The organism is Rhodococcus sp. FW305-130, assembly GCF_058788335.1.
In genome coordinates, this window is sequence record NZ_JBYTAP010000001.1 from 20,569 (window position 1) to 32,786 (window position 12,218).

The following is a 12,218-nucleotide window of genomic DNA, read 5'->3' on the forward strand; positions in this document are numbered from 1 at the left end:
CTCAGGCCGCGGGAACTTGGGCAACGATGGCCGCGACGGCCTTCACCTGATCGGCGACACGGGGTCCCCACCGGCTGGAAAGGTCTTCGTCGAGCACATGGATCTGGTTGCCGGTAACCGCTTTCATGCCGCTCCACCCGGGCCGAGCGGCGACGGATTCTGCAGTCACTCCGCAGCATTGGGAGTCTGCGAGAAAGATGAGATCGGGATTGGCCTGCACCACGAATTCGGCGGACAGCTGCGGATAGTCGCCCTGCCCCGCGGCGTCGGCGATGCTCTTCATTCCGAACAACGAGTAGATCTGCCCGACGAAGCTCGAACTCGTGACGGTGTAGAGCGAGGAGTCGAGTTCGTGGAAGTACGTCAGCGGCTGTTGGCGCGCAGGAACACTGGCGACAGCGGCGTCGATGTCCGAGCGCATGGTATCGACAACTTCGGTGCCCTTGTCCTCGTGGCCGGTGGCCTTCGCGACGCGCTCGATCTGGGCGTAGACGTCGTCGATGCTTGTGGCTGCCGGTAGTAGGAGTGTCGGCACCTTCGCCTTTTGCAGCCCGGAGACAAGATCATTCATGTCATCCGATGCGATCACCAGATCCGGTGCGTAGCCGAGGATGGCTTCGACGTTCGGTTGAAAGCCCGAGAGATCGGTGACCGGGATACCGGCCGGGTAGTCGGACTGATTGTCGACGGCCCTCACCTGATCGCCCGCGCCGACGGCCCACAGGGTCTCGGTGGCGCTGGGACTGAGCGACACGATCGACTGCGGACGTGACTCGATGGTGATGTCCGTGCCGGAATCCGTGGGACCGGAAACAACAGTCACCGGGAACGAGCCGTCCGAGGCGGCTGTGGTTGCGGGTGCATCGGACGTCGAGCTACTGCAGGCACCGGCAAGCAGTGCGGTGCTCACCGTCAGTGCTGCAAGTACAGATCTGAATCTACGTGTCGGCCGAGTACTCACAGCCACCCCTCCGCTAGTGGTGAAGGGTCGCGAGCAGCGCGGCCGCGAGGCGAAGCGCCACGAGCGGTCCTTCGTCCGAGAACCATCGTGTCGCCACGAGGCCGGTGACCTGACTCGTTCGCCTCGAGTAGTGACGGGCGAATTCACAGTTGCGTCGACAGTGCCGGGGTTTCACCGAACTTCACACGAGCAGCGTGGCACCCCGGTGAACCGGGGCATCTGCACTTTACAGGGGTCGTCTGGCTTGACCCGGGAGGTCAAGGCAAGGTAAATATCTATTCCACTAATGAACTAGTGAAAGGGTTCGGATGATCGACTTCCGTATCGACCGCCGATCCGGCATTCCCACATACGTGCAATTGGTCCTTCAGGTGAAGCAGGCGCTCAGGCTCGGTGATCTCCAAGTCGGGGATCGGCTGCCCACAGCCAAGGACGTCGTGGGAGCGCTCGCGATCAACCCGAACACAGTCCTGAAGGCCTACAAGGAACTCGAGCGCGACGGACTTGTTGCTCCGCGGCCTGGATTGGGCACGTTCGTCGTCAAGTCCCTGGCCAAACCCGGTATGGCGGAAAGCTCTGCGCTACGTCGTGAGTTGGCGCGTTGGGTGGCAGATGCCGTGGCCGCCGGACTCGAGCGCACGGACATCGAAGCATTGGTGAGTTTGGAGCTCGAGAAGACGTTCATCGAAACGGATCCGTCCGGAAAGCAGGGGGAGACATCATGACTGCGCAAGAATCGGCACTGACGATGCAGGACGTGGACAAGCGCTTCGGCAAGAAGAAGGTGCTCGACGCCTGCACATTCGAGATCGCGACAGGAAGCATCACTGCCCTGGTCGGGGTGAACGGAGCGGGCAAGTCCACACTGATGTCCTTGGCGGTCGGGTTGACGATGCCTGACCACGGTTCGATCTCCGTCCTGGGCAGCACGCCGGATCAGGACGGCATCTGCCCAGGCCTGTCGTACCTCGCTCAGCACAAGCCGCTGTATCCCAAATTCACTGTTGCAGAACTTCTTCGATTCGGCGCATACACCAACGACGAGTGGGATGCGAAGTACGCTCTGGATCTGGTGGAGCGCGCTGGGATTGCTCTCGATGCAAAGGCGAAGACTCTGTCACCAGGTCAACGAACCAGGGTTGCACTGGCTTTGGCGCTCGGACGCAGACCGCAGTTGCTTCTACTCGACGAGCCTCTGGCAGATCTCGATCCGGTGGCACGGCGGTCCGTCGCGACCACTCTGCTCGAGGACGTTGCCGAGTACGGCACCACGGTTCTGTTGTCTTCACACATCGTTTCCGAATTGGCAGACGTCTCGGATCGACTTCTTCTGCTGGGCGGCGGTGACGCGAGATTGTCCGGTCCGTTGGATGAATTGATCGCTGCCCATTACGTATTGATCGGGGACGGCGATCCTTCGGACGTGGTCGGTGCCGGTGCGGTCATTCATACCGACAAGGGGATGCGGTCGAATTCTCATGTGGTGGAGGGAGTCCGTCCGAGCCCTCGGGCCGGCTGGGTGATCGACGACGCAACTCTCGACGACGTGGTGCTCGGGCACCTGAGCGCAGAAACGATGGTGGCGGCATGATCTGGGTTACGTGGCGGCACCACCGGACATCGCTCGTTGTGTCGTTGGGATTCCTCGCGGCATTAGCAGTCATTGTCTTGTCGAGTGGTGCGATCATCAAGAGCGGCGGACAAGCCCAACTCTTCGGATCGCCTCTCAGTTGCATGGATGACATCACCGCTATCTGCACGGCAGAGACGGCTCTCACCCTGACGACAGTGGTTGCTACTGCTCTGCCGGTGTTCCTCGGCGTGTTGATCGGTGTCACCGTGTTTTCGCGGGATATCGAACAGGGAACGCACGTATTGGGGCTTACTCAATCGGTCAGTCGGACTCGTTGGTTCTGGACCCGGGTGTTGATCGTCTTCCTGCCGATTTCTGTGGCTTCGGCATTGCTCGGATTTGCACTGCAATGGGCTCGATCTCTCCCGGACAACTCCCGGTATGCATTTGTTGCCGGGCGTTCGACTTTCGTCGAGATATCGAACCTGTCGTATCCGCTCTTTCAATCCAGCGGACTGGTCTTGGGTGCATACACATTCATGGCACTCATGCTCGGAGCAGCTCTGGCTTTGCTGGTGCGTAGTTCGATCGGCGCAATGGCGATCACGATGGTCGGTGTTGTTGCGATCCTGGCAGCATTTCAGTTGGTTGCACGACCCGATTACGCCGAGCCGAGTGTCCGAACGTCACCCGTCGCCGGATTCAGTTCCTACTATTCGAGCGATACCAGTATTCCCGCGGTCAATTGGGAACTCGCGCAGGGATATGTCGACCTCCGAGGTAACTGGGTCGACATCAAATACGACGAGTGCACGTGGGGTGGATCAGGCGGCGAGAACCCGTACGACCAGCGCCCGGAGGAGACCGGCGCCGAGTACAGCCTCCGCATGGATGTGCTCTCAGCGCAGCAGAACAGAGAGATGGAGATCTGTTTGCGGGAACACGGCGTCGACCACTACGAAGTTCGCTACCACCCAGCTGATCGGTTCTGGCGTTTCCAGTTCACGGAAGCTGCACTCGTCCTGATCCTTTCGGGCTTGTTCCTCCTGCCGGCGCTCTGGGGCCTACGACGCCTCAAACCGTGATTCAGCGGGCGACCGGCGCGACCGTCAGCTGGTTGATGTTCGCGCCGGTCATCGAGCAACCCTTGGTGGGGTAGGCAAGGAAGACCGAGTCGTAGCTGTTGGGCGGGTAAACCCTCAGTCCCGCAACGTCGGTCACGCCGCACTGATCTGCCGGGTAGTTCTCGACGTTCGTGGCGCGCACCAAAGACGTTGCGGCAGAGCCAGGGGCAAGGGAGACGAGTGAACCGGATCCGGAGCGGCCGGCTGCAGCACCCACTTCGCTTCCGGACGCTCCCGTGACATAGGAGACGCCGGGGAAACCGTCGAGCGTGCACGTGCGGCCGCCCGTGTTGGTGAAGACCACCGGAAGCTCCACAGAACCGGCGGCGCCACTCGACTCGCCGAGGGTGACGTTCAGTTCCCCGATCGCGCAGCCTTCGGGATTGGGTGCCGTCGAGGTTGTGGTTTGGGTGTGATCGGTATGCGTCGTCGAAGGTGCGGCAGTACCGGTCTGGGTCGTCGGCGCAGAGGCGGTCGTGGTTGAGGCGGGTGCCGGTGAACTCTCGGCCGTTCCCGTTTCATCCGAGCCGCAACCGCTGAGAAGTGCGAGAGCAGCAAGTGGAGCCGCCAACAAGCCGACGTTGCGCATGCGGTTGGGATTCATCGCTCTGTACTCCTCAAGCTGGTCGACAACTGGCTCCGGAACATCCGTGTCCGGTATATCCGAATCCGAGGCCGGATGTGCAGAGACGAATCAGGCTCGCCGGTGATCAGGACCTACTTCCCGGATGGATTGCCGCTGCGGATCTAGCATGAGAGATAACCTGTCCGGATCGCGACCACCGGGAGTAGCGCATGTTCACCTTCACCAGCGACGACGGAGTGGTCATTCATGTCCACGAATGGCCCACCGAGCAGGAACCTCGAGGGGTTGTTCAACTCGCGCACGGTATGGGTGAGCACGCAAAACGCTACGCATACGTCGCCGAAGCCCTGAATGCTCGCGGTTTCCACGTCTACGCGGCGGACCACCGCGGCCACGGTGAGAGCATGCACGCCGGCCCAGGCAACATCGGCGACGACGGCTGGAACCGCTTGGTGGCAGACATGGTGACCCTCACGGGCATCGTCCGCGACAAACACCCCGGCCTGCCCGTCGTACTGCTCAGCCACAGCCTCGGTTCGTTCGCTTCGCAGCAGTACATCCTCGATCATTCGCACCTGATCGACGCCGTCGCACTGTCGGGGACCACCGCGGTCGATCAACTGATCGAGAGCCTCGTCAACGACGGCCCGGACGTCCTCGCCCAGTTCAACGCCGAATTCGAACCGGCCCGTACTCCGCACGACTGGCTCAGCCGTGACGAAGCGCAGGTGGATTTGTACATCAACGATCCGCTGTGCGGTTTCAGCCTGGACGACGCAGGCATGGGCGGACTTATCGCAGCGGGACCGAGGTTCGTCGACGTCGAGGGTGTGCGGCAAGACCTTCCGATCCTGGTCTTCGTCGGCACCTCGGATCCTCTCAACGCCGCGCTGAGCCGTACCGACGTCGCAGTCGAACGGTACAACTCGGCGGGGATCGAAGACGTCACCTATTACACCTATCCGGGCGCCAGGCACGAGATCTTCAACGAGACCAACCGCGACGACGTCATCAATGATCTGACGACGTGGATGGATCGCGTACTCGAAGCGTGACCGCCTCACCGGAAGGGGAACACGATGTCCACAGTTCCGGCCGCACGACCCGATCCAGACCCGCGAGATGTCAAGCGCTGGAGACGATACCTCGCCGACGAACAAGCCGAGGCCGCCGTCTACCGAGACCTCGCGGGTAGGCGCAGCGGCGAGGAGCGCGAAATCCTTCTCGCACTGGCCGACGCGGAGGGTCGACATGAGGCGCACTGGCGAGCGCTTCTCGGCGATCACGTCGGCAAACCACTGCGCGGCGATATCCGCACTCGGATACTGGGCTTTCTGGCCAGACGCTTCGGCTCCGTCTTCGTGCTCGCTCTTGCCCAGCGCGCGGAGACACGATCCCCCTATCCGAACGACGCCGACGCGACCGCATCGATGGGCGCGGACGAGAAGATCCACGAAGAAGTGGTGCGGGCCTTGGCCACCCGGGGCCGCAACAGACTTTCGGGGACATTTCGTGCCGCCGTTTTCGGGGCCAACGACGGCCTGGTCAGCAATCTCGCTCTTGTACTAGGCATCAGCGGTAGCGGCGTCTCCAACCAGATCGTTCTGATCACCGGCATGGCCGGGCTTCTGGCCGGCGCCCTGTCGATGGGAGCCGGCGAGTACGTTTCAGTCCGCTCGCAGCGAGAGTTGTTGGAAGCGTCCAATCCTGGTCCCGCGGCCAGCGAAGCCGTCGGACTGCTCGACGTCGACGCCAACGAATTGGCGCTGGTCTACCGGGCCCGTGGCATGTCCGCCGAGGAAGCGGACCAGCGCGCCGCCGAGGTCCTCGCGAACAGCACCTTCGGCGCCGCGGACGTTGTCGACGACCATGAAGCCGTCGGAACCGGATTGGGCGCAGCGGCGGCAAGTTTCTGCTTCTTCGCCTCGGGCGCAATCATTCCGGTGTTGCCGTATCTGTTCGGCCTGGAAGGCATGACGGCTCTGATCGTCGCGTCCGTACTCGTGGGGATCGCGTTGCTGACGACGGGCGTTGTGGTCGGGTTGCTGTCGGGCGGGCCGCCGTTCAAGAGGGCCCTACGCCAACTTGCGATCGGCTACGGCGCTGCCGGCGCGACGTATCTGCTCGGCATGTTGTTCGGGACCTCGCTCTGAGCGTCGGCTCACGCGCGTAGGGCGGGATCGCGGTGAGCCGGATCGATCCGGACCGGAATTTGGCACACCACGGCCTCGGTGTGTTTGCGCAGTGCATGAGCGATCTCATCGGTCCGTTGGCTCGGGAGTATCCGATGCCATCTGGTCGCCGGGTCGATGGTGGCGACGACAACAAAGGTTTCCCGGTGGGGGAAGTGTGTGCGGATGTATCGAGCGAGGGTGTTCCCCACGGAATTCTCGGTGTCCTCGATGACGATCAAACGCGAATTCGGGTGTCGGGCTTGCCATCGGCGGGTGAAGTCCGTCGTCGATTCGTGGGCAAGGCAGACTCGAATTGCGATGGGCTGCGAAGACATTGCCGTTGCCGCGGCCATCGCGCGGGTGGAGAGCGACGTAATTTCGGACACGGGTACTAGGACTGCTGGTTTGTATCCGATAGACAGAGAATCGTTCTCACCCTGAACGGTTAACCGCGTACCGATATGTGTGTACGCACCGCGGATGCGTTCCATGCCGAGGACGAGCGCAGGGAGCGTGAGAGCGATCAACCAGGCGCCCTCGGTGAACTTCATGGCGGTAGTCACCACTGCTGCGATCGAAGTCAACGCAGCCCCGAAACCGTTGAGCGCTAGGCGCCACTTCCAGCCCGGCGTCTGTTCGGCGAGCCAGTGGCGCACCATGCCGAACTGCGCGAGCGTAAATCCGATGAACACACCGATGGCGAACAGCGGCACCAAGGTGTTCATGTTTCCGCCCGATCCGATGAGCAGGAGAGCGCCGACGCCACCGAGCGACAAGACGCCGTACGTGAAGACGTCGCGCGCCGACTTCCGGCTGAAGCGGTGCGGGAGCACGTTGTCGTCGGCGAGGATTCGCATCAGGTTGGGAAGTCCGCCGTACGAGGTGTTCGCGGCCAACGCCAACAGAATCACGGTGGAGAATTGGACGACGTAGTAGCCCACACCATTTCCGAGGGCAGCGGAAGTGAGTTGCGACAGGACCGTTGTTCCAGGGACCGGTGCGAGTGAGAACTTCTCGATCAACACGGCAAGGCCGATCAGCATGGTGCCCAACAGGATTCCCAGAGCTACTTCGGCACGCTGAGCGCTACGCACGCGAGGCTTCTTGAAACTGGGTACCGCATTGGCGATGGCTTCGACTCCGGTCAATGCGGCGCAACCACTCGAAAAGGCCTTGAGCAGAAGGAGAATGCCGATCGTGTGTGCGTTGTCGGCGAGGAAGGGAGCCGTGGCGACGGCAGGGTTTTCCCGAAGTAGTCCGGCACCGATCACCGTGAAGATGCTGACGACAAAAACCACGGTGGGCAACATGAATACCCGCGCGGAATCTGCGATGCCCCGCAGATTCAGTGCCGTGATGCCGCCGAGTATCGCCAGTGCGATCCAGACCGTGTAGGGAAGAAGCGCAGGGAAGGCGGAGGTCAGAGCCGCGACACCGGCTGCGATCGACACCGCGACGTTGAGGGTGTAGTCGACGATCAACGATGCGGCGGCAGTCAGGCTTGCGCGAGGACTCAGATGCTTCTTTGCGACGGCGTATGCGCCACCGCCTTCGGGAAATGCGGCGATCACCTGGCGATACGACGCCACCAGGACCACAAGCAGCACGGCGATGGCGATCGTCACCGGCACGGTGAAGCCGATCCCCGCGCCGCCGGCGAGGGCCAACACCAACACGATGGCCTCTGGACCGTACGACACCGAGGCCATTGCGTCGAGCGACAAACCCGCCAGTCCGGTTGCGACGGAGAGCTTTTGCTTCTCAGGTTCGCCGCCGGCGCGGGTGGTCGACGATATGACTCCACGGTGTCCGAGTATCACTGCATGTCTCACCGAGTCAGTATCGATACTTCCCGTTGAGCTGAGACCGATCTTGACGATGCCTTGACGCGATCACCAACAAATCTGTGCGGGTTCACAACGGCGGTTCGAGTCGCGGGAAGCCTTGTGACAGCTGATCAATCCAGCGGGCGCGCATGGCGAGAATATCGCGGTTCCGAGACTCCGATTGGGCGGCGACGTGCGAAAGTAGGTCGCGAAGTCGGCCCAGAACGAGTGGTGAGTTCGATGCCGAGGCTATGACGTCGTCCAGTCCGGTTCTGACGAAGGTCGTGAAGTCGGGTAGCGGAATCACCACACGCAGATCACCACGCTCGTCGACGACCCGGATCGAACCTGCGCGCACGGAGGCCACCAGAGAGAGGAGGTCTTCGATCTCGTCCAGAGCCTGCACGGCCGTCGCAGGATCGTTGATAGCGGGTGAGAGCGCTCTGAGCGCGATGTCAGCCAACAATCGAATCGCGAGTAGGGGGTCCTGGGTGAAGGTCCGCTCACTCCCACTGACCAAGGCGTCAAGGATCGTGTTGGCGGGCATGGGTCCGCCGTAGACGTCGGCGAGCGGCAGTCCGTCTCGCAGCGTGCTACCCGGCGACACTCGGAGGACCACCATGGATCGGCAGTTCCGAGCGCTCTGCAGGAGATCTTCGACGAGGATCTGTTGCAGAACGGCTGGCGGTCGATGCCACTCGATAGTCGTGATCACCGGAAGTGTTGGTAGAGGAGGCAACTCCAGATCGGTGGTGGGGTACACGGCGGCGAAGACTGCTCGGCCACGACTCGAGATCGAGGTCAGTACAGGAGCCAACTGGATGGCCGAGAATGCGCGCAGCTGGAGCAGCCTGATCAGCGTCAGCGTGGCCAAGAGTGCCAGCACTGCGAGACTTGGCACGACCACGGACACATCTGTTTCGTTGCTGATGGCGAGCGCTGCCGTGATGTCGAAAACCGACTGGCCTATGGCGAAGGCAAACGTCCGCCACACGATGGGGTCGTCGCGGAACAACAACAAGCGAGGGGTGAAGGTGGTCGCGGCCCACTGGACGACAAGGAACAGTAGCGAGAAGATCACTGCAACTACACCCAGTAACCCCAGTCCGAGTGCAACGAGCATCTCGCTGACCTGACGGGCGGGAATCATTGGGCCGCTACGTAAATATGGCATCGCCAGTCCGGCAGCCAGTCCTACGACGACGCACAGGATCTGGGTCAGGCCGGCGCGCACACGGCGCCGGGGGACGAGGAAGGCATGCCCGATCGGGGTGGGAGCGAAACGTCCGGGCTGATCCACCCTTCAAGCCTCCACGCTGCGGCAATGGTGCGCCTTCACCCGAAACGGATGATGTCGACGCCGTCGTGATCCTGAAACGCTTGAAAGAGCCATGTGAGAGACAGAAGGCGAGACGTCATGACGGATCCGACAGGCCAGAGCCGCGCTGTACTACCGATTCCGGATCGACAACATCTTGGTCTGGTGACGTACGACGCGAAGGATCCGGACACGGAGTTTCCGCCGATCACTCCGCTACTGCCGCCGGCCGGGGCACCCAATGTTCTGGTGGTCCTGTTGGACGACGTGGGATATGGCGCGAGCAGTGCCTTCGGCGGACCAGCGGACACACCGACTGCTGAGCGATTGCAAAGTAATGGGCTCACGTACACGCGGTTTCACACGACTGCGCTGTGTGCACCGACCCGCGCCGCACTGCTGAGTGGGCGCAACCACCATTCGGTAGGTATGGGCTCGGTCACCGAAACCGCGACCTCGGCTCCTGGACTTTCCGGTCTGCGCCCGAATACCAAAGCCGCACTACCGATGACGTTGAAACTGAACGGATACTCGACGGCGCAGTTCGGCAAGTGTCACGAGGTACCGCCGTGGCAGACATCCCCGGTGGGGCCGTTCACATCGTGGCCGACGGGAGAAGGCGGATTCGAGCACTTCTACGGATTCATCGGCGGGGAGAACAACCAGTACTACCCGGCGCTGTACGAGGGTGTCGCGCCCGTGGAGGCGGACAAGACACCGGAGGAGGGTTATCACCTCACCGAGGACCTTGCCGACCACGCCATCGACTGGGTTCGGATGCAGAAGTCCTTGGCTCCGGACAAGCCGTTCTTCGTCTACTTTGCACCCGGCGCCACACATGCACCGCACCATGTTCCGAAGGAGTGGGCAGACAAGTACGAGGGCCGGTTCGCAGGAGGTTGGGATACGCAACGCGAATCGATTCTCGAGCAGCAGAAGCAGCGGGGAGTCGTCCCCGCGGATGCGGTCCTCACCCCGCGCCCCGAGGCCATTCCGGCGTGGGAGGACATGAGTGAGGAGATGAAGCCTGTCCTCGAACGCCAAATGGAAGTTTATGCAGGGTTTCTCGAACACACCGATTTCCATGTCGGCCGGCTTGTCGATGCGATCGAGGAACTCGGAGCCCTCGACAACACCCTCGTGTACTACATCATCGGCGACAACGGAGCGTCCGCAGAGGGGACGATCAACGGAGCCTTCAACGAGATGGCCAACTTCAACGGACTCGCCGCCATCGAAACACCCGAGTTCATGGCGGAAGTGAAAGACAAGTTCGGTACCAAGGACGCGTACAACCACTACTCCGTGGGGTGGGCATGGGCAATGTGCACGCCGTACCAGTGGACGAAACAGGTTGCCTCGCATTGGGGTGGCACTCGCAACGGAACGATCGTGCACTGGCCGGCGGGGATTCGGACCAAGGGTGAGACGCGGTCGCAATTCACCCACGTCATCGACGTCGCACCAACGATCCTCGAGGTCGCGAAACTGCCGGAACCGACCTTCGTCAACGGCGTCCAACAATCACCGATCGAGGGGACCAGCATGGTCTACACCTTCGACGACGCCGAAGCCGCCGAACGTCACGATCTGCAGTACTTCGAGATGGCCGGCAATCGCGGTATCTATTACAAGGGTTGGAGTGCGGTCACCAGACACAGCACTCCGTGGCTGTTCGCGGAGGCACTCCCCGCTCTCGTCGACGACGTGTGGGAGCTCTACGACGGGTCGCAGGATTGGACGCAGTCCAAGGATTTGGCGGCCGAGTTGCCGGAGAAACTCGCTGCACTGCAACGCTTGTGGTTGATCGAAGCAGTCAAGTACAACGTGCTTCCGATCGACGACCGAAGATTCGAGAGGTTCAACCCTCACATCGCGGGGCGTCCGCAGTTGGTGTCCGGGAACCGACAGGTTCTGTTTCCCGGAATGAAACGACTGAGCGAGCACAGCGTGCTGAGTATCAAGAACCGATCTTTCAGTGTCACAGCAGCAGTCGACATCGCGGATGGCATTACTGCCAACGGTGTGATGATCGCGCAGGGCGGCAGGTTCGGCGGCTGGGTACTTTACGCGCGGGAAGGTCGCGCCAAATTCGTCTACAACCTGCTCGGCATGACCGAGTTCGTCGTCGGGTCCGACGTTGACATTCCGGCAGGATCACATCAGATCAGAGTTGAGTTCGCCTACGACGGCGGTGGTCTCGCGAGGGGCGGCGGTGTCACGATCTACCACGACGGTCGCGAAGTGGGCTCGGGTCGCGTCGAGCAGACCCAACCGATGGTCTTCTCCGCGGACGAGACCACCGACATCGGTGACGATTACGGCATGCCTGTCAGTGTCGACTACAGTGGCGCAACCACATTCAACGGCCGTATCGAGGTAGTGCAGATCGACGTCGGCGACGATGACCATACCCACCTGATCGACCCGGAGGAGGTGGCGCGAGTGGCGTTGTCCAGACAGTGATTCCACTGACAAGAGCAGCAGTCACAATCTCCTGAGGGAGGGTCGCAATGCCGACCGTCATCCGTACTGTTCACGATCTGGTCCGCCACGCGCGCGGGCCGACGCACCATCACCACCATCAATCCGTGCACGAGGCACGGCGAATGCGCGCCCACCACATACTGGTCACGCATTCGCTCGCCTGATTTCG

The 12,218-nt window shown here is 61.8% G+C and carries 11 protein-coding genes; 7 read left to right on the plus strand and 4 right to left on the minus strand.

What is annotated here, in order from left to right:
* Position 1: 1 nt before the first annotated feature.
* A complete protein-coding gene (locus tag AC3WQS_RS00105) occupies positions 2–961 on the minus strand; it encodes an ABC transporter substrate-binding protein (protein WP_092764868.1) in 960 nt (319 codons plus the stop codon).
* A gap of 308 nt (positions 962–1,269) precedes the next feature.
* Between AC3WQS_RS00105 and AC3WQS_RS00110 the strand changes: the two genes are divergently transcribed.
* The 3 genes from AC3WQS_RS00110 to AC3WQS_RS00120 are packed head-to-tail and all read left to right on the plus strand — an operon-like array spanning position 1,270 to position 3,619.
* Complete coding sequence (locus tag AC3WQS_RS00110) at positions 1,270–1,686, plus strand: GntR family transcriptional regulator (protein ID WP_003939899.1); 417 nt, start codon at positions 1,270–1,272, stop codon at positions 1,684–1,686.
* Positions 1,683–2,552, plus strand: coding sequence for an ABC transporter ATP-binding protein (locus AC3WQS_RS00115; RefSeq protein ID WP_492712622.1), 870 nt, complete (start codon positions 1,683–1,685; stop codon positions 2,550–2,552). The genes AC3WQS_RS00110 and AC3WQS_RS00115 overlap by 4 nt, the downstream gene beginning before the upstream one ends.
* Positions 2,549–3,619, plus strand: coding sequence for an ABC-2 membrane transporter-related protein (locus AC3WQS_RS00120; protein ID WP_492712623.1), 1,071 nt, complete (start codon positions 2,549–2,551; stop codon positions 3,617–3,619). The genes AC3WQS_RS00115 and AC3WQS_RS00120 overlap by 4 nt, the downstream gene beginning before the upstream one ends.
* Before the next feature lies 1 nt (position 3,620).
* Here AC3WQS_RS00120 and AC3WQS_RS00125 read toward each other — a convergent pair whose 3' ends face one another.
* A complete protein-coding gene (locus tag AC3WQS_RS00125; protein ID WP_047889050.1) occupies positions 3,621–4,262 on the minus strand; it encodes a DUF4232 domain-containing protein in 642 nt (213 codons plus the stop codon).
* Positions 4,263–4,453: 191 nt separating this feature from the next.
* Here AC3WQS_RS00125 and AC3WQS_RS00130 point away from each other — a divergent pair, with 191 nt between their 5' ends.
* Both AC3WQS_RS00130 and AC3WQS_RS00135 read left to right on the plus strand, forming a co-directional pair.
* Positions 4,454–5,299 (plus strand): alpha/beta hydrolase, encoded by an 846-nt coding sequence (locus AC3WQS_RS00130; protein WP_492712624.1) that lies wholly within the window; start codon positions 4,454–4,456, stop codon positions 5,297–5,299.
* Positions 5,300–5,323: 24 nt separating this feature from the next.
* Positions 5,324–6,397 carry a VIT1/CCC1 transporter family protein gene (locus AC3WQS_RS00135; RefSeq protein WP_042924901.1) on the plus strand — a complete coding sequence of 358 codons (1,074 nt, stop codon included), beginning with the start codon at positions 5,324–5,326 and terminating at the stop codon, positions 6,395–6,397.
* An 8-nt stretch (positions 6,398–6,405) separates the two neighbouring features.
* Here the strand turns inward: AC3WQS_RS00135 and AC3WQS_RS00140 are convergent, their stop codons facing one another.
* Both AC3WQS_RS00140 and AC3WQS_RS00145 read right to left on the minus strand, forming a co-directional pair.
* Positions 6,406–8,238: an APC family permease gene (locus AC3WQS_RS00140; protein WP_492712639.1), complete on the minus strand. Its 1,833-nt coding sequence runs from the start codon at positions 8,236–8,238 to the stop codon at positions 6,406–6,408.
* Positions 8,239–8,332: 94 nt separating this feature from the next.
* On the minus strand, positions 8,333–9,544 hold the full coding sequence (locus AC3WQS_RS00145; protein WP_492712625.1) for a DUF2254 family protein: 1,212 nt from the start codon (positions 9,542–9,544) through the stop codon (positions 8,333–8,335).
* A 117-nt stretch (positions 9,545–9,661) separates the two neighbouring features.
* On the opposite strand from AC3WQS_RS00145, the gene AC3WQS_RS00150 reads away from it, so the two are divergent.
* Together AC3WQS_RS00150 and AC3WQS_RS00155 are read left to right on the plus strand one after the other, a co-directional pair.
* Positions 9,662–12,028, plus strand: a complete 2,367-nt coding sequence (locus tag AC3WQS_RS00150; protein WP_492712626.1) for an arylsulfatase — start codon at positions 9,662–9,664, stop codon at positions 12,026–12,028.
* A gap of 47 nt (positions 12,029–12,075) precedes the next feature.
* Positions 12,076–12,213 (plus strand): hypothetical protein, encoded by a 138-nt coding sequence (locus AC3WQS_RS00155; RefSeq protein ID WP_153211511.1) that lies wholly within the window; start codon positions 12,076–12,078, stop codon positions 12,211–12,213.
* Positions 12,214–12,218: the final 5 nt, after the last annotated feature.

What these genes read in the sequence shown, in the direction of transcription:
- AC3WQS_RS00110 (WP_003939899.1), top strand. Translation starts at nt 1,270, where the DNA reads ATGATCGACTTCCGTATCGACCGCCGATCCGGCATTCCCACATACGTG.
- AC3WQS_RS00115 (WP_492712622.1), top strand. Translation starts at nt 1,683, where the DNA reads ATGACTGCGCAAGAATCGGCACTGACGATGCAGGACGTGGACAAGCGC.
- AC3WQS_RS00120 (WP_492712623.1), top strand. Translation starts at nt 2,549, where the DNA reads ATGATCTGGGTTACGTGGCGGCACCACCGGACATCGCTCGTTGTGTCG.
- AC3WQS_RS00125 (WP_047889050.1), bottom strand. Translation starts at nt 4,262, where the DNA reads ATGAATCCCAACCGCATGCGCAACGTCGGCTTGTTGGCGGCTCCACTT.
- AC3WQS_RS00130 (WP_492712624.1), top strand. Translation starts at nt 4,454, where the DNA reads ATGTTCACCTTCACCAGCGACGACGGAGTGGTCATTCATGTCCACGAA.
- AC3WQS_RS00135 (WP_042924901.1), top strand. Translation starts at nt 5,324, where the DNA reads ATGTCCACAGTTCCGGCCGCACGACCCGATCCAGACCCGCGAGATGTC.
- AC3WQS_RS00150 (WP_492712626.1), top strand. Translation starts at nt 9,662, where the DNA reads ATGACGGATCCGACAGGCCAGAGCCGCGCTGTACTACCGATTCCGGAT.
- AC3WQS_RS00155 (WP_153211511.1), top strand. Translation starts at nt 12,076, where the DNA reads ATGCCGACCGTCATCCGTACTGTTCACGATCTGGTCCGCCACGCGCGC.